The following is a 24,684-nucleotide window of genomic DNA, read 5'->3' on the forward strand; positions in this document are numbered from 1 at the left end:
CAGGTATTTCCCAATGGCTTTAATCGCTCGAGCCCGAAAAAAGCGCAAGCCGGTTGCCGAGATGAACGTGGTGCCCTACATCGACGTGATGTTGGTGCTGCTGGTCATCTTCATGGTGACCGCGCCCATGCTCAATCAGGGCGTGAAGGTCGATCTGCCCAAGGTTTCCAGCGAAGCCTTGCCGCAGGACAACAACACCCAGGTACTGACCATTTCGATCAAGGCTGACAAGACCTATTACTGGAACCTTGGCAGCGAAGTGGATACCGAGAAGCAGCAGGACCGGGCCATGACCTTGCCGCAGATGACCGACGCGGTGACCAAGATCATCAACGCCGGTAACGGCAACGGCAAGCGTACCCAGGTCTTCATTCGCGGCGACAAGACTGTCGACTACGGTGCCGTGATGGGCGCCATGGGCGGGCTGCAGAAAGCCGGGGTCGGTAATGTTGGCTTGATCACCGAGGCCCCCTGATGCAGCAACAGCGAGAGCCGTCCGCCTCGGAAAGCTACTTCTGGCCCAGTGTCCTGGCCATCGGCCTGCATGTGCTGGTGTTCGGCATGCTGTTCGTCAGCTTTGCCATGACCCCGGAGCTGCCGCCGGCCAAGCCGATCGTGCAGGCGACGTTGTACCAGCTCAAGTCGAAAAGCCAGGCCACTACGCAGACCAACCAGAAGCTTGCCGGTGAGGCGAAGAAATCCGCCGCGCGCCAGACCGAAGTCGAGCAGATGGAACAGAAGAAGGTCGAACAGGAAGCGATAACGGCCGCGGCACAAAAGAAAGAGGAAGCGGCTCAAAAGGCCGAGGAAGCCAAGAAGGCCGATGAGGCGAAGAAAGCGGACGAGGCGAAAAAGGCTGACGAAGCCAAGAAAGCCGACGAAGCGAAGAAAACCGCCGAGGCCAAAAAGGCAGAAGAGAAACAATTGGCTGATATAGCCAAGAAGAAAGCCGAAGAAGAAGCCAAGAAAGCCGCTGAAGAAGAGGCTAAGAAAGCGGCCGCTGAAGAAGCGAAGAAAAAGATCGTCGAGGACGCCAAGAAAAAAGCGGCCGAAGATGCCAAGAAGAAAGCTGAAGCTGAAGAGGCGAAAAAGAAAGTCGCCGAAGACGCGAAGAAGAAAGCCGCCGCCGACGCCGCCAAGAAAAAGGCCCAGGACGCAGCGCGTAAATCCGCCGAAGACAAAAAGGCCCAGGCCTTGGCAGATTTGCTTTCCGACACGCCGGAGCGCCAGCAGGCCTTGGTCGATGAGCAGGGCGATGAAGTCGCCGGCAGCTACGATGATCTGATTCGCGCCCGAGCGGCGGAAGGCTGGGCTCGTCCGCCTTCGGCGCGCAAAGGCATGACGGTAGTATTGCAAATCGGCATGTTGCCCGACGGTACGGTTACCTCGGTCAGCGGCGCCAAGTCCAGTGGTGACGGTCCGTTCGACGCTTCGGCGGTCGCAGCGGTCAAGAACATTGGGCGTTTGACGGAAATGCAAGGAATGAAGCCGAGCGACTTTGCTCCCTATCGTTCATTCAAGATGACATTCACACCTGAGGATCTAGCCTTGTGAGAAACCTTCTTCGATCAATGCTGGTCGTTATCTGCTGCCTGGCAGGGATAGCGGTAGCAGAGGAAAAGAACATCCTGGTCACCAGCGGCAGCGACCGGGCCACCCCGATCGCCGTCGTACCGTTCGGCTGGCAGGGCGGTAGCGTCCTGCCGGACGACATGGCGGAAATCATCGGCAACGACCTGCGCAACTCGGGTTACTACGCGCCGATTCCGAAGCAGAACATGATCAGCCTGCCAACCCAGGCCAGCGAAGTCATCTACCGTGACTGGAAGGCCCTGGGCGCCCAGTACATCATGGTCGGCAGCATCGTTCCGGCCGGCGGTCGCCTGCAGGTGCAGTACGCCCTGTTCAACGTCGCCACCGAGCAGCAAGTGCTGACCGGCAGCGTGTCGGGCAGCGTCGACCAGTTGCGCGACATGTCGCACTACATCGCCGACCAGTCGTTCGAAAAACTCACCGGCATCAAGGGCGCGTTCTCCACGCGCATGCTCTATGTGACGGCCGAGCGCTTCTCCGAGAACAACACCCGCTACACCCTGCAGCGTTCCGACTACGACGGCGCGCGTGCGGTGACCCTGCTGCAATCGCGCGAGCCGATCCTGTCGCCGCGCTTCGCCCCCGATGGCAAGCGCATCGCCTATGTCTCGTTCGAGCAGAAGCGTCCGCGCATTTTCGTGCAGCACATCGACACCGGTCGTCGTGAGCAGATCACCAACTTCGAAGGCCTGAACGGTGCGCCAGCCTGGTCGCCGGACGGTTCGCGCCTGGCGTTCGTGCTGTCCAAGGACGGTAACCCGGACGTCTACGTGATGAACCTGGCTTCGCGTTCGATCTCCCGCGTCACCAACGGCCCGGGCATCAACACCGAACCGTTCTGGGGCAAGGATGGCTCGACCATCTACTTCACCTCCGACCGCGGCGGCAAGCCACAGATCTACAAGACCAGTGCCGGTGGCGGCGGTGCCGAACGCGTAACCTTCGTCGGTAACTACAACGCCAACCCTAAACTGTCGGCTGACGAAAAGACCCTGGTGATGATCCATCGCCAGGATGGTTTCACCAATTTCAAGGTGGCGGCCCAGGATTTGCAGCGCGGTAGCGTAAAAATCCTCACTGATAGCACTCTGGACGAGTCACCTACTGTTGCGCCCAACGGCACCATGGTAATCTACGCCACCCGCCAGCAGGGCCGGGGAGTCTTGATGCTCGTGTCCATTAATGGACGCGTGAGGCTCCCGCTTCCTACCGCTCAAGGCGAAGTCAGAGAACCGTCCTGGTCCCCTTACCTGAACTGACGCGGCGCAATACGTTTTACTTAACACACTGGGGTTCATTAGGAGTTTCACGATGGAAATGCTGAAGTTTGGTAAATTTGCTGCGCTGGCTCTGGCCATGGCTGTAGCTGTAGGTTGCTCGTCCAAAGGCGGCGACAATGCCGGTGAAGGCGCTGTTGATCCAAACGCTGGTTACGGCGCTAACACCGGTGCAGTTGACGGCTCCCTGAGCGAAGAAGCTGCTCTGCGCGCAATCACCACCTTCTACTTCGAATACGACAGCTCGGACCTGAAGCCAGAAGCCATGCGCGCTCTGGACGTTCACGCCAAGGACCTGAAGTCGAACGGCGCTCGCGTTGTTCTGGAAGGCAACACCGACGAACGTGGTACTCGTGAGTACAACATGGCACTGGGCGAGCGTCGTGCGAAAGCCGTTCAACGCTACCTGGTACTGCAAGGTGTTTCCCCAGCTCAGCTGGAACTGGTTTCCTACGGCGAAGAGCGTCCAGTTGCTACCGGCAACGACGAGCAGTCCTGGGCTCAAAACCGTCGCGTCGAACTGCGTAAGTAATTCGTCATGCGAACGTGCCGTCGTGCTGTAACTGTTCTGGCTCTCAGCCTCGCGCCGCTTGCGGCGTGGGCTGCGGTTCCTGTGGTCGATAACGATGCCGGCTATAACAATAGCGGGAGCAGCTATCCGCCTGCAGGTTACGGTACGAACGGCGCCTATGCCGGGGGAGGGGTTTCGGCCCCTGTCTCGGCACAGGGCCAGCTGTTCAACCAACTGCAGCAAATGCAGGATCAGATCTCGCGCCAACAAGGTGTGATCGAAGAACTGCAAAATGATATCTCGCGCATGAAGCAGGAAAGCCTGGAGCGATACCAGGATCTTGATCGGCGCATAGGAACCGGCGTTGCACCTGCCGCGACTCCTGAGAATTCTCCTGCCGGTGGCGACTTGAACGCCCCCGGTGCAGCCGCAGGCGCGGGGGCAGCCGCTCCGGCAGCACCTGCCGCCGGTGGCGAACCGGCTGATCCGGCGAAGGAAAAGCTCTATTACGATGCTGCCTTCGACCTGATCAAGGCCAAGGATTTCGACAAGGCCAGCCAGGCCTTTGCCGCTTTCCTGCGCAAATACCCAAACAGCCAGTACGCGGGCAATGCCCAATACTGGCTGGGCGAAGTGAACCTGGCCAAGGGCGACCTGCAAGGTGCCGGCCAGGCGTTCGCCAAGGTGTCGCAACTGTATCCCAAGCATGCCAAGGTGCCGGATTCGCTGTACAAGCTGGCTGACGTAGAGCGCCGCCTCGGTCACACCGACAAGGTGAAAGGCATTCTGCAGCAGGTGGTGGCCCAGTACCCGGGGACATCCGCCGCCCAGTTGGCCCAGCGTGATCTGCAACGCATGTAAGCCGGCTTGAGCTGTTTTGAAGAAACCCGCGCCTGTCGCGGGTTTTTTCGTTAGAATTCACGCCCTTTTTCTGAAACACGCTTTTTGGGATCTGCGCGTTGGCGGGGTTCCTTGAAGTGCCTGACGGAGGCGGACAGCCTGTTTAGCTGTTACGCCCGTGGCGACTATGCAAGACACATTGAGAATCACCGAAGTTTTTTACTCGTTGCAGGGTGAAACGCGAACGGCTGGGCTGCCCACGGTATTCGTGCGCCTCACCGGTTGTCCGTTGCGTTGCCAGTACTGTGACAGCGCCTACGCCTTCAGTGGCGGCACCGTGCGATCCCTCGACGATATCCTGGAGCAAGTGGCCAGTTATCGTCCGCGTTATGTCTGTGTCACGGGCGGCGAGCCCTTGGCGCAACCCAACGCCATCCCCTTGCTCAAGCAATTGTGCGATGCCGGTTACGAGGTTTCGCTGGAAACCAGCGGCGCCCTGGATATCTCGGCCGTCGACCCGCGCGTCAGCCGCGTCGTGGACCTGAAAACCCCAGGCTCCAAGGAAGCGCATCGCAACCGTTACGAAAATATCGAACTGCTGACGCCCAACGACCAGGTCAAGTTCGTGATCTGTTCGCGAGAGGATTACGACTGGGCCGTGTCCAAGTTGATCCAGTACGGGCTCGATCAGCGGGCCGGCGAAGTGTTGCTATCGCCGAGTCATCACGATTTGAGCGCCCGGGATCTGGCGGATTGGGTGGTGGCGGATAACTTGCCGGTGCGCCTGCAATTGCAGCTGCATAAATATCTTTGGAACGACGAGCCGGGGCGCTGAGATGACTGAACATACGAATATGGCTGAAAAACGTGCGGTCATCCTGTTGTCTGGTGGCCTGGATTCGGCCACGGTCGTGGCCATGGCCCGTGCCGAAGGCTATCGCTGCTACACCATGAGTTTCGACTACGGCCAGCGCCACCGCGCCGAGCTGCACGCCGCCGAACGGGTGGCCCGGGACTTGGGCGTGGTGGAACACAAAGTCATCGGCTTGAACCTCAACGGTATCGGCGGTTCGGCCCTGACCGACAGCTCCATCGACGTGCCCGAGGCCCCAAGTGAAGGCATTCCGGTGACCTATGTGCCGGCGCGTACCACGGTGTTCCTGTCCTTGGCGCTGGGCTGGGCGGAAGTGCTGGGCGCCCGCGACATTTTCATTGGCGTCAATGCCGTGGATTACTCCGGCTACCCGGATTGCCGCCCGGAGTTCGTCGAAGCGTTCGAACGCATGGCCAACCTGGCGACCAAGGCCGGCGTGGAAGGGCAGGGTTTCCGCATCCAGGCGCCGTTGCAGAATCTCAGCAAGGCCGACATCGTCAAGGCGGGCGTGAAGCTTGGCGTGGACTATGGACTCACTGTTTCCTGCTATCAGGCCGACGATCAGGGCCGCGCTTGTGGCAAATGCGACAGCTGCCGCCTGCGTGCTGAAGGCTTTGCGGCGGCGGGTGTGAGCGATCCAACCCGTTATTTTTGATTTATTTCAAATTAAGTGTTGAATAGTCCTTAGAAATCAGTATTATACGCGCCACCACACAGCGGGTCGTTAGCTCAGTTGGTAGAGCAGTTGGCTTTTAACCAATTGGTCGTAGGTTCGAATCCCACACGACCCACCATTTTTAGCTGTTTTAAAAGTCTGGAAGGCCCACGAAAGTGAGGATTTCCGGATTTTTTTTTGCCCATGAAAAAGCCCACCCACCGAAGTGGGGCTCAGAGCAGGCCCTCCTCGGCGCATACTTGCATGATCTGCTCGCGAAGCCAGATGTTGGCGCTGTCCTGGCTCGCTTTCTCGCTCCAGACCATCTCCAAGGTAAAGTTCGGTAAGCCCGCGGGTGGCGGGTGTTCGCCGAATTGTGCTTGATCGCAAATCAATGCCTGGATACGCCGAGGCAATGTCAGGACGAAGTCGGTTCCAGCGATCAGGTTCAACGCTGCTACGTAGCTGTTGGCTCTTGCGACTATCTTGCGGCTATAACCCTGTCGGGCGAGCCAGCCATCGATCATGTTGGTGTCAGACGTCCACGGTGTTGGAAACACGTGCTGGCGCGCGGCGAACGCTTCCAGGCTGAAGTCTTCTTGCGGCCCTGGGAAATTGTTATCGAGCACGCACACCAACTCGTCTTCGAGCAGCACCTGGGAGCGCAGGCCTATGACGTCGCCATGGAAGTGTGGCCCGAAACAGACGACAAGATCGAAGCGATCGTCCCGCAGTGCATCAACCGGGATATCCCGATGAAATTTCGTCGTGTTGATGACCACCGCAAAGCGCTTGCCGATGAAGCGTTTGACCAATTTGGGCAGGATCAGCAGTTCGAAGTATTCCGGCGCACAGAGGTTGAAGGTGATTTCTTCCTGATTCGGATCGAATGTCTGGAGGCCGGAATGGCATTGATTGATTGCCTCTAGAACCCCCAGTATCTGGCCGTACATGGCGGTGGCTTTATGAGTGGGGCGCATGCCGGAGCGGGTACTGATGAACAGCTCGTCTTCGAAACTGGTGCGCAGTTTCCTCAGGCAGTAGCTCACGGTTGACTGGCTGACGCATAAGGCCTCGGCGACCTGGGTGACGCTGCCTTGTTCGTACACCGCTACAAAAACCATCAGGTCTTGCATGTCCAGCTTTCTGAGCAGGTTACTGACCAGCATCAGCTATTCTCGGCGTCATCCCTGCGTCTCTCTTTGTCCTGGCGAAAGTCCTCCATTTATACAGGAGCCCGGGGCTTTTATCTTTGCTGGGCTTACGACAAGCGCTGTCTAGTGGCCTGTGTGGCTAATTCGTGCACTCAACTTCGGCGCCAGAACTTGCCAGCCTGCGTTGCCATTCCTCGCCGTAGCGGGCTACGACTCGTCATGGCGCCTTGCCTGGCAAGCCCTGGCACTCGAATTTGAATACTCGAATTAACCGTACAGGCCACTAGTCTATATGCCGCGCGTATTGTTTGGGATCGAAGCGCAGGACCATCATGAGCATCAACGCCATGACGGCAGTGAGTGACCACCAGGCCCATTCGAAGCTGCCCGATTGATCGCGAATCACCCCGGCAATCAATGGCGAGAGCCCGGCGATCAGGTAGCCGATGCCTTGCACGAATGCGGTCAGGCCACCAGCTCGTCGCGGGTTGTCCAAGTGGTCGAGGGAGACGATCAAACTCATTGGGAACAGGCCGCCGATGCCCAGGCCCAAAAGGCAAGGCCACAACAGGCTGAAGCGTTCCGGGCTTAGGATCAGGTCGCAGAAGCCGCCGATGATAAGGGCCAGCAGGGCGGTGAGGACCCAGCGTTTATCCCGGCTGCGGTTGGCAATCGCCGGAGTGACGAGGCCGGACAGCACCTCCATGGCCGTGAGGAACCCCAGCAGCAGGCCAGCGTGTTGTTCGCTCCAGCCCTTCTCCACATAGTACGGGGCCAGCCAGGCCAGTACACAGGTGTAGGAGGCGGTGCCCAGTCCGAAGAAAATCGCCAGCAGCCAAGCCCGGGAATTGCTGAAGAATGACGCTTGCTGCCGGACAGGCGCTCCGGGCAACGGGGGCACGGCTGCACGCTGGGCATACCAGCAACCCAGGGCAATCAACGCCAACAGTGCCCAGATCGCCAGGCCGATGCGCCAGCTGCCAGTTTGCGACAGGACAAGCGGCGAAAACGATGCGGCAAGTGCCGCCCCGCCCATGATCGACGTGACATACAAACCCATGAACAGCGAGACGTTGTCGGCGTAGCGCGACTTGATCAGGGCCGGCATCACCGCCTGGATCAACGCGATGCCGAGCCCGGCCAACACCGCGCTGACGATCAGCTCGGCGGCGCTGTCCAGGTACAAGCGCGATGCGGTGGCGATACCGATAATCAACAGCGACAGCACGATGGTGCGGTGCTCGCCGATGCGCTGGGCGATGCGCATGCCCAGGAACATCGCCAGGCCCATCGCCATCACCGGCAACATGGTCAACAGCGAGGCGGTGCTGAAGCTCAGCGGGACCTCCCCGCGAATGGCGGATAACAGGGGCCCGACGGCGGCCATCGAAGGCCGCAGGTTCAGCGCCACCAACACGATGCTGACCATCAGCCAGACGGCATGGGTGCTTGAGGTTCGAACGTTTTCCATGACAGGGCCTTGGCTGGATAAAACCCCATTTAGGCCAGGGCATCTTGCGATGGGCAAACTGAAAACTGGCTGCTGGTATTGAAAAATTAAATACCGCGCCCGGCTGCCCTTTGTGGCGAGGGAGCTTGCTCCCGCTGGGCTGCGAAGCAGACCCGAAAGGTATGGGTACCCTTTGCCTGACACACCGGGTGCTCAGGTTTTGGGGGGCGCTTCGCAGCCCAGCGGGAGCAAGCTCCCTCGCCACGAATTCAGTGCCGGTTATTCCATCCCGGGGCTTAACGTCCCCAACCAGGCCACCAACCCCAGGATGACCACCGCCACGGAGAACTCCAGGACCATGCTGCGCCGCAGAGCCTTCACCGCGACCCCATGCTCGCCGCTCTGTCGGGCACTTTCCAGGAGTGGGCTCAGGTGAAAGCGGTTCAGCGCGGCGAACGCCAACATGGCCGCGAACAAGATGAGTTTGAGCGCGAGCAACTGACCATAAAGGCTGTCGAGCAGCCCGACGATACTTGGGCCGACGATGAACAGATAGTTGATTACCCCCGTCACGCTGATGACCGCCACGATCACTGCCCCGGCGACTTCAAACCCGGTCAATGTCCGGGCCAGCACCGCCAACTGTGGTTCGGCCTGGCGAAGCAGCAGGGCAAACGCCGCCAGGGCTCCGACCCAGCCACCCGCCGCCCACAAGTGCAGGAAGTCAGTGATGAAGTGCCAGTTGCGGCGGGTGCCTTCGTCCATGGCGCCGTGGCCTGCCCAGGCCAATGTCGCCAGGGCCACGGCCCCGCCCAGCGTGACCAGGCCAAGGCTGGCGGCCAGCCAACGTTTATTGAGCGTCACGGCGAAACCGGCCAGCACCAACGCCGCCATGCGCAGCATCCAGGTCCAACCGACATCGGTCTCCAGCACCATCATTTCAACGTGCGGCCACAGTTCGGTCCACTCCGAAACACCGCTCATGGCCCAGGCCATGCACGCCATGGCGGCCAGGGAGAGCAACCCACCCAGCACCGCCGTGGCCAGCAGCAGTGGCGCGAAAGGCAACTGCGCATCCGACACCCGCTCCTGGCCTCGCAGGCTATACAGGCCAAACGCGGCCAGACCGAACAGCAACATCAAATCCAGGTACAGGGCAAAGCGCAGCGCGATGTTGATCGAGTCGCTCATCAACTCACTTCACCTTGAACGTGACGTTGCCGGTGATCGGGTGCGTGTCGGACGACACCGCGCGCCACTGGACCTGATAGGTGCCTGCGGTGAGAGGGGCATTCGGCGTGATGACCATGGTTTTCGGATCATCGCTGCCGGACACCTTGGCCGGCATCGGCATGGGCGAATGCGCCGCCATGCCCTGCATCGCGGTCATCATCAGCTTGGCGCCGGAAAACTTGGTCAGCAGGTTTTCGGAAAAGTGCAGCTCGATCTTTGCCGGTGCCGCCCCTTCGGCACCTTCGGCCGGGGTGGAGGACAGCAGTTTTGGATGAGCCTGGGCCAGTCCACTGAGCAACAGGCCAACGGACAATACGACAGCGGTTTTGATGACTGACATGCAAGGACTCCTACAACTTGGTTTTTAGTTTTTAGTGAAACAGATCAGAACCACAGGCGCAGGCCCAGTACCAGGCGGGCTTCGCTGCGGTCTTCACCCTCTTCTCGGACGTAGTCGGCGGTGTTGCCGTAGACCCGATTCCAGGTGACACCAATGTAGGGCGCGAATTCGCGGCGTATTTCGTAGCGCAGCCGCACGCCGAGTTCGGTGTCCGACAAGCCCGAACCGACGCCACGGGCGGGATCGTTCTTGCCATAGAAGTTGGCTTCGGCGGTGGGCTGCAGGATCAACCGATTGGTCAACAAGATGTCGTAGTCGCCTTCCAGGCGCGCCGCGCTCTGGCCACCTTCGCCGATGAACGCGGTGGCTTCGGCTTCGAAGTTGTAGAGCGCCATGCCTTGCACGCCGAAGGCGGCCCAGGTTTGCGAATCGCCCGGCTTGAAGTCCTGACGCACGCCGGCCACCACATCCCACCAAGGACTGATGGCGTGACCCCACAACGCCTGCAATTCGGCTTTTTCGGTCTTGCCATTGAGGCGTTCACCTTCGGAGCGCAGCCACAAACGGTCGATGGCGCCACCGATCCAGCCGGAGGCGTCCCAGTTCAGGGCGCTGCCGTCATCGGCGTCCTGCCATTCCAGTTGGTCGATGAGGAAAAATGAATGGATGGCGCTGTCGTGCACCGTATGTCCGCCATGATCCTCGTAGACGGCGGCGCGGTCGGCGGCGGTCAGTGCCGGGATCGGCGTGCGGCTGCTGGTCGGCGCCGGTTGCATGGGTTCCATGCCCTGCATCGAGTCCATGCCTTGCATCTGGCTGTGGTCCATGCCGGGCATGTCATTGCTCGCGGCCCAGGCCGAGAGGCTGCTGCCAAAAGCAAGAATGGCCAGGGGCAGGGCGGGGTATTTCACGATAGGGGTCATGGTCGCTTCCTCATTCCTGCACCCGAACTTCACGGAACATGCCCATCTCCATGTGATACAGCAGATGGCAGTGATACGCCCAGCGCCCGAGCGCATCGGCGGTGACCCGGTAGCTGCGCCGGGCGCCCGGTGGCACGTCGATGGTGTGCTTGCGGACCATGAACTGGCCGTTCTCATCCTCCAGGTCGCTCCACATGCCGTGCAGGTGGATGGGGTGGGTCATCATGGTGTCGTTGATCAGCACGATGCGCAGTCGCTCGCCGTACTTGAGCAGCAGCGGTGCGGCGTCGGAGAATTTCACGCCGTTGAACGACCAGGCGAACTTCTCCATGTGCCCGGTCAGGTGCAGCTCGATCGTGCGGCCCGGCTCGCGGCCGTCGGGGTCAGGGAAGGTGCTGCGCAGGTCGGCGTAGGTCAGCACTTTGCGGCCGTTATCGCGCAGCCCCATGCCCGGGTCATCGAGCTTGGGCTTGGCGTTCATGGCCTGCATGTCCACCAGGGGATTGTCTTTCTCGGTGTCGGGGTGCGCGAGCATGTTGTCCATGCCCCGCATGGCACTGTGATCCATACCGGCCATGTCACCCATGCCCTGCATCTGGCTGTGATCCATGCCTTGCATCGCGCTGTCGTCCATCCCCGCCATGCCCTGCATCGAGTCATGGTCCATGCCTTTCATTTCGCCCATGCCGCTGTGGTCCATGCCCGCCATGCCCATGTCGTCCATGGTCACCAAGGGGCGTGGGTCCAGGGGCGGCACCGGCGCCGACAACCCGGCCCTGGCCGCGAGGGTGCCACGGGCATACCCCGTGCGGTCCATGGACTGGGCGAACAGGGTGTAAGCCTCTTGGGTCGGTTCGACAATGACGTCATAGGTTTCCGCCACGGCGATCCGCAACTCATCGACGCTCACCGGCTTGACGTATTGGCCGTCGGACGCCACCACGGTCATCTTCAAGCCGGGAATGCGCACGTCGAAATAGCTCATGGACGAGCCGTTGATAAAGCGCAGGCGCAGACGTTCGCCAGGCTTGAACAGGCCGGTCCAGTTCATGTCCGGCGCCTGGCCGTTCATGAGGTAGGTGTAGGTGGCGCCACTGACGTCAGCCAGGTCAGTGGGGTTCATCTTCATCTCGGCCCACATCTTGCGATCGGCCACGGTGCTGGCCCAGCCGTTCTTGCCCACATCGTCGATGAAGTCGCCAACGGTGCGTTTGTTGTAGTTGTAGTAGTCCGACTGTTTCTTGAGCTTGCGCAGGAGGGCGCCAGGGTCTTCGTCGGTCCAGTCGGTGAGCATCACCACATAGTCCCGTTCGTACTGGAAGGGTTCGGGTTCCCTGGCATCAATCACCAGCGGGCCGTAGACCCCGGACTGTTCCTGGAAACCGGAATGGCTGTGGTACCAGTAGGTGCCGTTCTGCCGGACCTTGAACTGATACACGTACATGCCGCCAGGCTCGATGCCCTTGAAACTCAGCCCCGGAACGCCGTCCATGTTGGCCGGCAGCAGGATGCCGTGCCAATGGATGGAGGTGGTGTCCTCCAAGCGATTGCGTACCCGCAGGGTCACGGTGTCGCCTTCACGCCAGCGCAACAGCGGGCCGGGGCTGCCACCGTTGATGGTCTGGGCGGGGCGGGGGCTGCCGGTGAAATTGACCGGGCTTTCGCCGAAGAACAGGTCGAACTCGGTGCCTGTCAGTACGCTGGGCAGGCCCGAGCCGGTGACTGCCCAGACCGGCGCACGCCACAAGCCAAGGCCGCCGAGGATGCCGCCAGCAGTCAGGCCCTTTACGAAGGTTCGCCGGGAAGTTTTTGTTTGCATGGAATGAAAGTCCGTCCGTCGATTCGCAGCGAACACCGGTTCCCCTGTGTTGCGTTGAAAAGAAGATGACATAAGCCGGCGGAGCGGGTGATTACATTTCAGTCAGCTTGCCGGACGTGAATACCGGGGCGCTTTTGTGGCGAGGGAGCTTGCTCCCGCTGGGCCGCGAAGCGGCCCCGAGATCTGCCATCCTATCTGCCAGTCTGTTGTTCCCGGCCTTTTTGGGGCCGCTTCGCAGCCCAGCGGGAGCAAGCTCCCTCGCCACAGTGGAGCGCATCCGGCTCTGTGGCCGGGCACAGGTCAGAATGATCTTTTGCATCGACGGGATATTCTGTAGCCTTGCCGGCTTCACGCTGTCCCGTGCCTGATTGATACCCACTTTCCCGGCGGTACCCGAGTGGTCCGGAGCCGGGTGTATACTCGACTTTCGCGCTAAACGCGCTTGCAGGTCTTGCGAACATGACGCAAATTTCCGAACGCCTTCTGGTCCAGGCCCACCTCGACGCCAAGCAGCCCAAGCCGCTGACCGCCGAGCAAGAGGCCTGGTACCGCGCCGCCATCGCCGCTGAGCTCAAGGCTCAGGACGCGGTGCTGGTCGCGCACTTCTACTGTGACCCGATCATCCAGGCCCTGGCCGAGGAGACCGGGGGCTGTGTCTCCGATTCCCTGGAAATGGCCCGCTTCGGCAATGCCCATCCGGCCAAGACCGTGGTGGTGGCCGGGGTCAAGTTCATGGGCGAGACCGCCAAGATCCTCAACCCCGAAAAACGCGTGTTGATGCCGACCCTGGAGGCCACCTGCTCCCTGGACCTGGGTTGCCCGGTGGACGAATTCTCGGCGTTCTGCGACCAGCATCCGGAGCGCACCGTGGTGGTGTATGCCAACACCTCGGCGGCGGTCAAGGCCCGTGCCGACTGGGTGGTGACGTCCAGTTGCGCGCTGGAAATCGTCGAAAGCCTGATGGACAACGGCGAGACGATCATCTGGGGGCCGGACAAGCACCTGGGCACCTACATCCAGCGCAAGACCGGCGCCGATATGCTGCTCTGGGACGGTGCCTGTATCGTCCATGAAGAGTTCAAGTCCAAGCAGTTGGAAGACATGAAGGCGTTGTCCCCGGACGCCGCGATCTTGGTGCACCCGGAGTCGCCGACCTCGGTGATCGAGCTGGCGGATGCGGTGGGTTCCACCAGCCAGTTGATCGCCGCGGCCCAGACCCTGCCGAACAAGACGCTGAGCGTCGCCACCGACCGCGGCATTTTCTACAAGATGCAGCAGTTGTGCCCGGACAAGGTCTTCATCGAGGCCCCTACTGCCGGTAACGGCGCGGCATGTCGCAGTTGCGCACACTGCCCATGGATGGCGATGAATACCCTGGAACGGACCCTCTAGAGCTTGCAGGAAGGCGCCAACGAGATCTTCGTCGACCCGGCGCTGATCCCCCAGGCGATTCGCCCGCTCAAGCGCATGCTGGACTTCACCCAGGCGGCGCGGATGAAGCTGGCGGGCAATGCCTGAAGCTGAAGAATATCTTCAGGCTTGCGGGGCTTCCTGTGGCGAGGGGATTTATCCCCGCTGGGCCGCGAAGCGGCCCTAAAACCTGACACCACGGAGTGTCGGGATGCCCAAATGGGGCGCGCTTCGCGCCCCAGCGGGGATAAATCCCCTCGCCACAAGTGCATTTCAGTCTGTCTTGTTCGATGACCTTTATTTGGTTTTCTTGGGAATCCGCACCAGCTGCGTATCCGAGTAGATGTCATGCCAGCTGCGCTGGCGCTTGTCGAACAGCGCCCAGATAAAGCCCAGCCCCACCAGCAGCACTGACGCAATCGACACCACGAACCGCAACAGCGCCTGCCACAGGCTGATGGCGGTGCCATCGGCATTCTGCACACGGATGCACCACACCTGCATGCCCAGGGTCTGGCCGTTGTGGGTCCAGAACTTGGCGAAGAAGCCGAACAGCATGAACAGCAGCACGGTGGACAGCAGCGGATCGCCGTCCAGGGCACCGGCTTCGGTCAGGGCGCGCATTTTTTCTTCGCCGATGATCGCCATCTGGATCATCTTGTAGGCACCGCTGGTCACGATCAGCAGCGCCGTGCACAGCAAGAAGTCATAAAACATCGCAGCCAGGCGACGGCCCAGGCCGGCGGGAGGAAAGTCGCCCTGGGGAGTGAGCAGGTGTTTCGGCATGACGGCCTCGGCTGAAAAAAGAAGCCATTTTACGGATTTACGCCCATAAAAAAGCCCCTGATATCAATCAGGGGCTTTTTAGTTCGCGAAAGCCTTAGGCTTCGGCTTGAACCTCGTCAGCCTGCATGCCTTTCTGGCCTTGCACGGCAACGAAAGTGACTTTCTGGCCTTCTTTCAGGCTCTTGAAGCCGTTGCCCTGGATGGCACGGAAATGCACGAACAGATCCGGACCGCTTTCAGGTGTGATAAAACCAAAACCCTTCTCGTCATTGAACCACTTGACGGTACCGCTCTGACGTTGAGACATTTTCTTATTTCCTTTGACGCTAAAATTGATGACAGCCTCTTTCACATGAAAGAGTACTGGGGCTGGGTTGCAGGAAAGTAAGAGACGTCGAACGGGATGTAGCGAACTTCATAAGCTACTGCCCAGGTCACGATTCCAAGCGACCCATGCAAACACAGTGACCAAACTCTACGCCAACTTCGAATGAAAAAACAACCCCCCGGAAGGCCCTGTATTTGCTCAGCTTGCCAGCATTTACGCCGCTTGCGGAGCGGGGCTTATTCGATAGGCTAGTTCAATTGTTTGCCCACGTTATAAAGATCCATCACCTCTAAAGATATGCACCTTTTTATGGCGATTGCGTTACACATTAGTGCACGTATAACGCAATCGCGTTACTTATAGAAACAACCAATCAGCCGCGGTAGTAGCGCTGTGGAACGAATGGCATTTTGCTTACAAGCAAAGGCACCTTTTTCCCACGCACGATGGCCCAGACCGGCGTATCCAACGCTACATAGGCGCTGTCCAGGTAACCCATCGCCAACGGCGCGCCCAAGGTCGGGCCGAAACCGCCGCTGCACACAGTGCCGATAATCTCGCCGGCTTCGTTGACAATCTCCGCACCTTCACGCACCGGTGTGCGTTCCTGGGGCAGCAGGCCGACGCGTTTGCGGCTCACGCCGCCCTGTTGTTGGGCGAACACGGTCTCGGCCCCGGGGAAACCACCGGCGCGGGCGCCGCCGGCACGACGCACTTTGGAAATCGCCCACAGCAGGCTGGCTTCGATTGGTGTCGTCTCGGTGTTCATGTCGTGGCCGTAGAGGCACAAGCCAGCTTCCAGGCGCAGGGAATCACGGGCGCCAAGGCCGATGGCCGCGACTTCCGGCTCGGCCAGCAGGGCGCGGGCGAGTTTTTCCGCGTCGGCGGCGGGTACCGAGATTTCGAAACCGTCTTCACCGGTGTAGCCCGAACGGCTGACAAGGCAGTCCACGCCCAACAGCGTGACGCGCTGGAACTGCATGAAAGTCATTTTCGCCACGTCCGGGGCCAGGCGACCGAGCACGGTGACGGCGGCCGGGCCATGCAGGGCGAGCAGGGCACGGGTTTCGAACAGCGGCTCGATGCTGCACTGGTCGCCGATTTTCCCTTGCAGGTGAGCCAGGTCCTGATCCTTGCAGGCGGCGTTGACCACCAGGAACAGTTCGTCATTGCCCAGGTTGGCGACCATCAGGTCGTCGAGGATGCCGCCGTTGTCGTTGGTGAACATGGCGTAGCGCTGCATGCCCACCGGCAGTTCGATGATGTCCACCGGCACCAGGGTTTCCAGGGCCTTGGCAGCACCTGCGCCGGTCAAGCGGATCTGGCCCATGTGGGACACGTCGAACAACCCGGCCTGATCGCGGGTGTGCTGGTGTTCCTTCATCACGCCCAATGGGTACTGTACCGGCATGTCGTAGCCGGCGAACGGCACCATGCGGGCGCCGAGTTCGAGGTGCAGGGCGTGCAGCGGGGTTTTCAACAGTTGTTCGGTGGACATATCAACTCCTGGAAAATGAAAATGACGCGCGTCAGCATTCGATGATGTTGACCGCCAGACCGCCGCGGGCGGTCTCCTTGTATTTGCTTTTCATGTCGGCGCCGGTCTGGCGCATGGTGCGGATGACTTTGTCGAGGGAGACGAAGTGATGCCCGTCGCCGCGCATGGCCATGCGCACCGCGTTGATGGCCTTCACCGAACCCATGGCGTTGCGTTCGATGCACGGCACTTGCACCAGGCCGCCGATCGGGTCGCAGGTCAGGCCGAGGTTGTGTTCCATGCCGATCTCGGCGGCGTTTTCCACTTGCTGCACGGTGCCGCCGAGCACTTCGCACAAGGCACCGGCGGCCATGGAACAGGCCACGCCCACTTCACCCTGGCAACCGACTTCGGCGCCGGAGATGGAGGCGGTGTCCTTGTAGAGGATGCCGATGGCGGCGGCGGTCAGCAGGAAGCGCACCACGCCGTCCTCGCTGGCCCCGGGGATGAAGCGCATGTAGTAATGCAGTACGGCCGGAACGATGCCTGCCGCGCCATTGGTAGGCGCGGTGACAACGCGACCGCCATAGGCGTTTTCTTCGTTGACGGCCAAGGCGTACAGGTTGACCCAGTCCAACACCGACAGCGGATCGCGCAGGGCGGCTTCGGGGTTCTTGCATAACTGGCGGTGCAACGCCGCGGCCCGGCGCTTGACCTTCAGCCCGCCCGGCAGAATCCCTTCGTTGCGACAGCCCGCCGCCACGCAGTCCTGCATCACCTGCCAGATCTTCAGCAGGCCGGCGCGGGTCTCGGCTTCGGGGCGCCAGGCGCTTTCGTTGGTCAGCATCACCTGGCTGATGGACAGGCCATAGGTGCTGCAATGGCCCAGCAGGTCCTTGGCACTCTTGAACGGGAAGGTCAGGGGCGTGGCGTCTTCGACGATGCGGTCGGCACCGGCGGCGTCTTCATCCACGACAAAGCCGCCACCGACCGAGTAGTACTCGCGGCTGCGCACTTGCAGCCCGGCGGCATCGAAGGCGCGGAAGATCATGCCGTTGGGGTGAAAGGCCAGCGGCTTGCGGATCATCGCCAAGTGCAGCTTTTCATTGAATTCGATGGAGCGTTCGCCGAGCAGGTTCAGGCGACCGTTGCTGCGGATCTCCTGGAGCCGGGCGTTCACCGTCTCGGTGTCCACGGTGTCGGGGTGCTCGCCCTCCAGGCCCAGCAACACGGCCTTGTCACTGCCGTGGCCCTTGCCGGTGGCCCCGAGCGAGCCATAGAGCTCGACCTTGACGCTGGTAATGCTTTCAAGCAGATCGTCACGGCGCAGCCCCTCGACAAAACGGGCAGCGGCACGCATCGGGCCGACGGTATGGGAGCTGGAAGGACCGATACCGATCTTGAACAGGTCGAACACGCTTAACGACATGGTGTTTCTCCGGTTTCTTTTTATGAGATCGACGGTTTACAAGGCTTGGCACATTCCCCTTGTGGGAGCGAGCTTGCTCGCGATTGCGGTGTGACAGTCACCTGAGTGCTGAGTGACAACCCGCTATCGCGAGCAAGCTCGCTCCCACAGGGACTGTGGTTTCCTTGAGAAAATGCTTTCACAAGGGATGCGGTGTGTCTGATAGGGGCGAGTAACCCCGCCCCTTCACAGATCAAGCGTAGCTTTCGATCGACGGACAGGCGCAAACCAGGTTGCGGTCGCCAAACACGTTGTCGACCCGGCCCACGGGCGGCCAGTACTTGCCTTCGATCAACGACGCCACCGGGTACACCGCCTGTTCGCGGCTGTACGGGTGAGTCCAGTCGCCGACCAGTTCCGCCGCGGTGTGCGGGGCGTTCTTGAGCGGGTTGTCGTCTTTGTCCAGGCTGCCGTTTTCCACCGCGCGGATTTCTTCGCGGATGCAGATCATGGCGTCGCAGAAGCGGTCCAGCTCTTCCTTGGATTCGCTTTCGGTCGGCTCGATCATCAACGTGCCGGCCACCGGGAACGACATGGTCGGGGCGTGGAAACCGAAGTCGATCAGGCGCTTGGCCACATCATCGACGCTGATGCCGCTGCTGTCCTTGAGCGGACGCAGGTCGAGGATGCATTCGTGGGCCACCAGACCGTTGCTGCCGGAATAGAGCACCGGGTAGTGCTCTTCCAGGCGACGGGCGATGTAGTTGGCATTGAGGATCGCCAGTTGCGAGGCGCGCTTGAGGCCGGCGCCGCCCATCATGCGGATGTACATCCAGGTGATGGGCAGGATGCTCGCGCTGCCGAACGGCGCCGCGCACACCGCGCCTTCCTTGCGTTCCATGTTGGCATGGCCCGGCAGGAACGGCGCCAGGTGGGACTTGACGCCAATCGGGCCGACGCCCGGGCCGCCACCGCCGTGAGGGATGCAGAAGGTCTTGTGCAGGTTCAGGTGCGACACGTCGCCGCCGAACTTGCCCGGGGCGCAGAGGCCGACCATGGCGTTCATGTTGGCGCCGTCGATATACACCTGGCCGCCGTTGTCATGAATGATGCCGCAGATTTCGCGGATGCCTTCTTCGAACACACCGTGGGTGGACGGGTAGGTGATCATCAGCGCGGCGAGGGGTTCGCGGTGCTCGATGGCCTTGGCGCGCAGGTCTTCGATGTCGACGTTGCCACGGGCATCGCAAGCGGTCACGACCACGCGCATGCCGGCCATGTTGGCGGTGGCCGGGTTGGTGCCGTGGGCCGAGGAGGGGATCAGGCAGATGTCGCGACGGCCTTCGCCACGGCTCTGGTGATAGGCGCGGATCGCCAGCAGGCCGGCGTATTCACCCTGGGAGCCGGCGTTGGGTTGCAGCGACACCGCGTCATAGCCGGTGGCGGCGCAGAGCATGGCTTCCAGCTCGTCGGTCAGTTGCTGGTAACCCGCGCTTTGCTCGGCCGGGGCGAACGGGTGCAGGGCGCCGAACTCGGCCCAGGTCACCGGGATCATTTCGCTGGCGGCGTTGAGTTTCATGGTGCAGGAACCCAGCGGGATCATGGTGCGATCCAGGGCCAGGTCCTTGTCGGCGAGCTTGCGCAGGTAACGCATCAGCTCGGTTTCGGAGTGGTAGCGGTTGAACACCGGGTGGCTGAGGATCGCCGATTGGCGCACCAGCTCGGTCGGGATGCGGCTTTGCACGTTGGCGGCCAGTGCGGCGAAGTCTGGCAGGGCCTTGCCGTCGGCCAATAGGTTCCACAGTGCTTCAATGTCAGCCTGGTTGGTGGTCTCGTCCAGGGACAGGCCCAGGCGTTGCGCGTCCACCACACGCAGGTTGATGCGCTGGGCACGGGCCTTGTCGTGCAGGACGGCGGTTTGCGCGCCGGTGTGCAGGGTCAGGGTGTCGAAGAAGCTTTCCTGCTCTACCTTCAGGCCCAGCGCGCCCAGGCCCTTGGCAAGGATTGCGGTCAGGTGATGGATGCGATTGGCAATCTGCACCAGGCCCTTGGGGCCATGATAAACGGCGTACATGCTGGCGATGTTGGCCAGCAACACTTGGGCGGTGCAGATGTTGCTGGTGGCTTTCTCGCGGCGGATGTGTTGTTCGCGGGTCTGCATCGCCAGGCGCAGGGCCGGCTTGCCGAAACGGTCCACGGAAACGCCGACCAGACGGCCCGGCATGTCGCGCTTGAACGCATCCTTGGTGGAGAAATAGGCCGCGTGTGGGCCGCCGAAGCCCAGCGGCACGCCGAAGCGCTGGGCGCTGCCGATGGCGACGTCGGCGCCGAATTCGCCCGGAGGCGTCAGCAGGGGCAGGGCCAGCAGGTCAGCGGCGACGGCCACCAGGGCGTTGGCGGCGTGGAAGCGTTCGGTCAGTTCGCGGTAGTCGAACAGGTCGCCGTTGCTGGCCGGGTATTGCAACAGCGCGCCAAAGAAGCCGCTGACGTCGCTCAGTTCGCGCTCATCGCCCACCACCACATCGATGCCCAGGGGCTCGGCACGGGTGCGAAGCACGTCGAGGGTTTGCGGGTGGCTGTGCACGGAGGCGAAGAACGCATTGCTGCCCTTGTTCTTGCTCAGACGCTTGCAGAAGGTCATGGCTTCGGCGGCGGCCGTGGCTTCGTCCAACAAGGAGGCGTGGGCGAGCGGCAGACCAGTGAGGTCGCTGATCAGGGGCTGGAAGTTCAGCAGCGCGTCGAGACGGCCCTGGGAGATTTCTGGCTGGTACGGGGTGTAGGCGGTGTACCAGGCCGGGTTTTCCAGCAGGTTGCGCAGGATCGGCGCCGGCGTGTGGCAGTTGTAGTAGCCCTGGCCGATGTAGGTCTTGAACAGTTGGTTCTTGCCGGCGATGGCCTTGATCGAGGCCAGTGCATCGGCTTCGCTCTGGCCGTCGCCCATGTCCAGCACGCTGGTGCCCTTGATGCTTTCCGGGATGACGCTGGCGCTCAAGGCTTCCAGGGAGTCGTAGCCCAGGCGTTCGAGCATGGCTTGCTCGTCGCCTGCACGCGGGCGGATGTGGCGGGCGATGAATTCGTTGGCGGTGCCGAGATTAACGGTCATGGTGCGCTCCTCAGGCTTCGGCGTTGGCTTTGATCAGGCGATCGTAGGCATCTTGATCCAACAGCTTAGCCACTGCGCCGGCGTCGGTCGGTTTAAAGCGGAAGAACCAGCCTTCGCCCAGCGGATCTTCGTTGACCAGTTCCGGGCTGGCGTCGAGTTTGTCGTTCACTTCGAGCACTTCACCGTCCAGGGGCATGTACACGCCGCTGGCGGCCTTGACCGACTCCACGGTGGAGGCTTCGGCGCCTTTTTCGTAGGCCTGCAATTCAGGCAGTTGCACAAAAACCACGTCGCCCAATGCGTTCTGCGCGAAAGCGGTGATGCCTACGGTGACGCTGCCGTCGACTTCGGCGCGCAGCCATTCGTGATCTTCAGTGAAACGCAACTCGCTCATGGAAACTCCTGGGGCCAGATTCGTCTGGTGGACGCGAAGAAAGGCGCGGGGCTTGGTCCGGCCGAATGGTTATACCCATAGCAAGAATGCGGCCAATATCATTAATAGCTGATATATCAATGGTTTGGGTGGATGTGTCGAGACGTGGATTAGCTTGGCTGTAGCGAAATCGCTACAGCTGCAAGCCTGGAAAAAATCGTTGTGGGATCAAAGCCTTGCACCATGCAGGTTAGCGCGGTGTGTAGCGATATCGTTCCGCTGTAGCGCTTTCAGTACAGTGGAGGTCGTTTTTGACCCTACTTTCGAATGCAACACAAGACACCTGTGGGAGCGAGCTTGCTCGCGATGACGCTAGCCCAGTCAACCATAGGGTGACTGACACACCGCTATCGCGAGCAAGCTCGCTCCCACAGGGGAACTGCGGCGGGTTTATGGCTTCCCGGAAATACCGTACTTGCGCAACCGATGGGCAATCGCGGTATGGGAGGTCTGCAGGCGGCTGGCCAACTGGCGGGTGGACGGGTAGTTGGCATACAAACTTTCAAGCAGGTGCTTCTCGAAGCTTTCCACAGCCTGTTCCAGGCTCTCGACTTCCACATCACCTTGGCGCGCCACCGAGGTGCCGGCGATGTCGAGGTCGCCGATGTCCACCAGGCTGCTTTCGCAGATGGCGGCGGCGCGGAAGATCACGTTCTGCAATTGCCGCACGTTGCCCGGCCAGCGGTTGCCCAACAGTGCCGGATACGTGCCGGGAGCGAGGCGGCAGACCGGGCGCTGGATCTGCGCGCAGGCCTGCTGCATGAAATAACGCGCCAGCAGCAGGATGTCCTGGCCGCGCTCACGCAGCGGCGGCACTTCGACGTTGAGCACGTTCAGGCGATAAAACAGGGCTTCGCGGAACGAGCCTTCGCTGACCATTTTCTCCAGGTTGCGGTGGGTGGCGCTGAGGATCCGCACATTGACCTTGATTTCCCGGTCGCCGCCCACCCGGCGGAAGCTGCCATCGTTCAGGAAACGCAGCAGCTTGGCTTGCAGGTACGGCGACATCTCGCCGATTTCATCGAGGAACACCGTGCCCTGGTTCGCCAGTTCCATCAGCCCTGGCTTGCCGCCCCGTTGTGCCCCGGTGAAGGCGCCGGGGGCGTAGCCGAACAATTCGCTTTCGGCCAGGTTCTCCGGCAGCGCGGCGCAGTTCAGGGCCAGGAACGGTGCGCTGTGTCGGGCGCTGATGGCGTGGCAAGCCCGGGCCACCAGTTCCTTGCCGGTGCCGGTTTCGCCCTGGATCAGCAACGGTGCATCCAGGGCCGCGACGCGCTGGGCCCTGGCCTTGAGGGTGCGGATCGCCGGGGATTCGCCCAGTAGCGCGTCGAAACCTTCGGCGTGGTCATGATGCAAGGCCGAGAGGCGTTCACCGATGCGGTTGGGCTGATAGAGCGTCAGCAGCGCGCCGGCATCGGTGATAGGCGTGGCGTCCAGCAGCAAGGTCTGGCCGTTGAGGGTGATTTCCCGCAGCGGCAAGCGGAAACCGTTCTCCAGCAGGGCGCCGAGCAATGCCTCGTCACCGAACAGCTCGGCCACGCTTTCCCCGGCCGGTTCACGCCCGTACAGGGCAATCAGCGCCGGGTTGGCCAGCAACACCTTGCCGGCGCTGTCCAGGGCCAGCACCGGGTCGGTCATGGCGGCGAGCAAGGCATCGAGCTGCAAGTGCCGACGCTGGCCCGGCAGGATGTCCACCACGGTGACGGCCTGCACGCCGCGCACGCTGAACAGCGCCTCGCGCAACTCGTCGAGCACTTGCGGGCTGAGGGTCGGGGCGTCGATGTAGACGTTGGGCGGCACCATCTCCACGGCATCCAGATTGAGATTGCGCCCACCGAGCAAGGCCAGGACTTCCTGGGTGATGCCGACGCGGTCGATGAAACTGACGTGGATACGCATGGGGCGGGTTAGGGTTCTGGAGTGCGGAGGGTGGCCAGTATGCCTTGGGGCGGGCTGTGGGTGAAATCCCGACGCAGCCTTGAGGCTGCACCGAGATCCCCTGTGGGAGCGAGCTTGCTCGCGATAGCGGTGTATCAGTCAATAAAGGTTGGCTGACACTCCGCTATCGCGAGCAAGCTCGCTCCCACAAAGGCTCCCACAAAGGCTCCCACAAAGGCTCCCACAAAGGCTTGCGCAGAGGGGCGCTACAATCCCACATCCCACTCAGGCGTCTCAGGAAACTTCAGCACCAGAAAATCCAGCAGGCTGCGCAACGCCCACGGCATGTGCTTGCGTGAGGCGTACACCGCGTACATGTTCATCCGGCGCGGTTCGGCGTGGCCCAGCAGGCGCACCAGTTCACCGCTCTGGATATGCGGGCCAGCCTGGTAGCTGGGCAGCATCGCCACGCCCGCGCCGGCTATCGTGGCCTGGAGCAAGGTGCTGGCTTCGTTGGCGCTGATATTGCCTTGCACCGGCACCGCGACCGGCTCGCCGTCCTGCTCGAAGTGCCACAGGCTCTTGCCGACGTAGGAATGGGTCAGGCAGTTGTGCCGGCTCAGGTCTTCCACGCGCAGCGGTGTCGAGTGCTCACGCAGATACCGCGGCGACGCGCAGATCACCGAGCGGCAGACGGTAAGGCGGCGTGCGATCAGGTTCGGGTCCAGGTCATTGCTCATGCGGATCGCCAGGTCGATGCGTTCATCCACCAGGTTGACGGTGCGGTCGAGCATCTGCAGGTCGACGCTCACCCCTGGGTAGCGCTTGACGTATTCGGCCATGGCGCTCGCCAGTTGGGCCTGGCCGAACGAAGTGCTGGCACTGATGCGCAACATGCCCCGGGGCGCGTCGTCCGGGGTGCCGACGGCGGCTTGCATGTCGCCGGACAACTCCAGCATCTGCCGGCAGCGCGGCAGGATCTCCGTGCCGGCGGCGGTCAGGCTCAGTTTGCGCGTGGTGCGGTGCATCAGCCGGGCACCGACCCAGTCTTCCAGCTCTGCCAGGTAGCGCGACACCACCGGCCGCGACAGGTCCAGGTGCTCGGCCGCCGCTGACTGGCTACCGAGGTCGACCACCGTGACGAACACCCGCATTGCTTGTAGACGATCCATGATTTGCCCGCTTTCAGAAA

At 61.5% G+C, this 24,684-nt stretch carries 21 protein-coding genes, 1 tRNA gene and 1 pseudogene; 9 read left to right on the top strand and 14 right to left on the bottom strand.

Annotation, left to right across the window (positions count from 1 at the left end; all coding sequences use genetic code 11):
* Nucleotides 1–22 precede the first annotated feature (22 nt).
* The 8 genes from tolR to HGO40_RS13625 all read left to right on the top strand — a co-directional run bounded on the left by tolR (nt 23) and on the right by HGO40_RS13625 (nt 5,889).
* Entirely contained in the window at nt 23–475 is a 453-nt protein-coding gene (tolR, locus tag HGO40_RS13590; RefSeq protein WP_172681749.1) for a protein TolR, read from the top strand.
* Nucleotides 475–1,554 (top strand): cell envelope integrity protein TolA, encoded by a 1,080-nt coding sequence (gene tolA, locus HGO40_RS13595; RefSeq protein ID WP_250963418.1) that lies wholly within the window; start codon nt 475–477, stop codon nt 1,552–1,554. Before tolR ends, tolA begins: the two co-directional genes overlap by 1 nt.
* A complete protein-coding gene (gene tolB, locus HGO40_RS13600; protein ID WP_411385475.1) occupies nt 1,551–2,852 on the top strand; it encodes a Tol-Pal system beta propeller repeat protein TolB in 1,302 nt (433 codons plus the stop codon). The genes tolA and tolB overlap by 4 nt, the downstream gene beginning before the upstream one ends.
* A gap of 52 nt (nt 2,853–2,904) precedes the next feature.
* Nucleotides 2,905–3,402 (top strand): peptidoglycan-associated lipoprotein Pal, encoded by a 498-nt coding sequence (pal, locus tag HGO40_RS13605; RefSeq protein ID WP_003205029.1) that lies wholly within the window; start codon nt 2,905–2,907, stop codon nt 3,400–3,402.
* Between the two features lie 6 nt (nt 3,403–3,408).
* Nucleotides 3,409–4,242, top strand: coding sequence for a tol-pal system protein YbgF (gene ybgF, locus HGO40_RS13610; RefSeq protein WP_250963420.1), 834 nt, complete (start codon nt 3,409–3,411; stop codon nt 4,240–4,242).
* A gap of 166 nt (nt 4,243–4,408) precedes the next feature.
* A complete protein-coding gene (gene queE / locus HGO40_RS13615; RefSeq protein ID WP_186706351.1) occupies nt 4,409–5,056 on the top strand; it encodes a 7-carboxy-7-deazaguanine synthase QueE in 648 nt (215 codons plus the stop codon).
* A gap of 19 nt (nt 5,057–5,075) precedes the next feature.
* Nucleotides 5,076–5,750: a 7-cyano-7-deazaguanine synthase QueC gene (queC, locus tag HGO40_RS13620; RefSeq protein WP_250963440.1), complete on the top strand. Its 675-nt coding sequence runs from the start codon at nt 5,076–5,078 to the stop codon at nt 5,748–5,750.
* A gap of 63 nt (nt 5,751–5,813) precedes the next feature.
* A tRNA-Lys gene (locus HGO40_RS13625) sits at nt 5,814–5,889 on the top strand.
* Nucleotides 5,890–5,983: 94 nt separating this feature from the next.
* Here the strand turns inward: HGO40_RS13625 and HGO40_RS13630 are convergent.
* From HGO40_RS13630 to HGO40_RS13655, 6 genes are all read right to left on the bottom strand, one after another.
* Entirely contained in the window at nt 5,984–6,919 is a 936-nt protein-coding gene (locus tag HGO40_RS13630; protein ID WP_250963421.1) for a LysR family transcriptional regulator, read from the bottom strand.
* 268 nt (nt 6,920–7,187) lie between these two features.
* The gene (locus tag HGO40_RS13635; protein ID WP_250963422.1) at nt 7,188–8,375 is read right to left on the bottom strand and encodes a cyanate transporter; all 1,188 of its coding nucleotides are present in this window, start codon (nt 8,373–8,375) and stop codon (nt 7,188–7,190) included.
* Nucleotides 8,376–8,633: 258 nt separating this feature from the next.
* A complete protein-coding gene (copD, locus tag HGO40_RS13640; protein WP_250963423.1) occupies nt 8,634–9,545 on the bottom strand; it encodes a copper homeostasis membrane protein CopD in 912 nt (303 codons plus the stop codon).
* A 4-nt stretch (nt 9,546–9,549) separates the two neighbouring features.
* Entirely contained in the window at nt 9,550–9,927 is a 378-nt protein-coding gene (gene copC / locus HGO40_RS13645) for a copper homeostasis periplasmic binding protein CopC (protein ID WP_250963424.1), read from the bottom strand.
* Between the two features lie 44 nt (nt 9,928–9,971).
* Nucleotides 9,972–10,850 (bottom strand): copper resistance protein B, encoded by an 879-nt coding sequence (locus HGO40_RS13650; RefSeq protein ID WP_250963425.1) that lies wholly within the window; start codon nt 10,848–10,850, stop codon nt 9,972–9,974.
* Nucleotides 10,851–10,860: 10 nt separating this feature from the next.
* The gene (locus HGO40_RS13655; protein WP_250963426.1) at nt 10,861–12,669 is read right to left on the bottom strand and encodes a copper resistance system multicopper oxidase; all 1,809 of its coding nucleotides are present in this window, start codon (nt 12,667–12,669) and stop codon (nt 10,861–10,863) included.
* Nucleotides 12,670–13,128: 459 nt separating this feature from the next.
* Between HGO40_RS13655 and nadA the strand changes: the two are divergent.
* A pseudogene (nadA, locus tag HGO40_RS13660) lies at nt 13,129–14,187 on the top strand (quinolinate synthase NadA).
* A gap of 189 nt (nt 14,188–14,376) precedes the next feature.
* Here nadA and HGO40_RS13665 read toward each other — a convergent pair.
* The 8 genes from HGO40_RS13665 to HGO40_RS13700 all read right to left on the bottom strand — a co-directional run bounded on the left by HGO40_RS13665 (nt 14,377) and on the right by HGO40_RS13700 (nt 24,664).
* The gene (locus tag HGO40_RS13665) at nt 14,377–14,865 is read right to left on the bottom strand and encodes an RDD family protein (RefSeq protein ID WP_250963427.1); all 489 of its coding nucleotides are present in this window, start codon (nt 14,863–14,865) and stop codon (nt 14,377–14,379) included.
* A gap of 94 nt (nt 14,866–14,959) precedes the next feature.
* Complete coding sequence (locus HGO40_RS13670) at nt 14,960–15,172, bottom strand: cold-shock protein (RefSeq protein WP_003175786.1); 213 nt, start codon at nt 15,170–15,172, stop codon at nt 14,960–14,962.
* A 394-nt stretch (nt 15,173–15,566) separates the two neighbouring features.
* The gene (gcvT, locus tag HGO40_RS13675; protein WP_250963428.1) at nt 15,567–16,691 is read right to left on the bottom strand and encodes a glycine cleavage system aminomethyltransferase GcvT; all 1,125 of its coding nucleotides are present in this window, start codon (nt 16,689–16,691) and stop codon (nt 15,567–15,569) included.
* A 31-nt stretch (nt 16,692–16,722) separates the two neighbouring features.
* A complete protein-coding gene (locus HGO40_RS13680; protein ID WP_250963429.1) occupies nt 16,723–18,099 on the bottom strand; it encodes an L-serine ammonia-lyase in 1,377 nt (458 codons plus the stop codon).
* A 232-nt stretch (nt 18,100–18,331) separates the two neighbouring features.
* Nucleotides 18,332–21,181 (bottom strand): aminomethyl-transferring glycine dehydrogenase, encoded by a 2,850-nt coding sequence (gcvP, locus tag HGO40_RS13685; RefSeq protein WP_250963430.1) that lies wholly within the window; start codon nt 21,179–21,181, stop codon nt 18,332–18,334.
* Nucleotides 21,182–21,191: 10 nt separating this feature from the next.
* The gene (gcvH, locus tag HGO40_RS13690; protein WP_250963431.1) at nt 21,192–21,575 is read right to left on the bottom strand and encodes a glycine cleavage system protein GcvH; all 384 of its coding nucleotides are present in this window, start codon (nt 21,573–21,575) and stop codon (nt 21,192–21,194) included.
* Nucleotides 21,576–22,004: 429 nt separating this feature from the next.
* Complete coding sequence (gene gcsR / locus HGO40_RS13695; RefSeq protein ID WP_250963432.1) at nt 22,005–23,513, bottom strand: transcriptional regulator GcsR; 1,509 nt, start codon at nt 23,511–23,513, stop codon at nt 22,005–22,007.
* A gap of 245 nt (nt 23,514–23,758) precedes the next feature.
* Complete coding sequence (locus HGO40_RS13700) at nt 23,759–24,664, bottom strand: LysR family transcriptional regulator (RefSeq protein WP_250963433.1); 906 nt, start codon at nt 24,662–24,664, stop codon at nt 23,759–23,761.
* Nucleotides 24,665–24,684 lie beyond the last annotated feature (20 nt).

The sequence above is a fragment of the Pseudomonas sp. CG7 genome (assembly GCF_023701885.1).
In the GTDB taxonomy this organism is placed as follows: domain Bacteria; phylum Pseudomonadota; class Gammaproteobacteria; order Pseudomonadales; family Pseudomonadaceae; genus Aquipseudomonas; species Aquipseudomonas zanjanensis.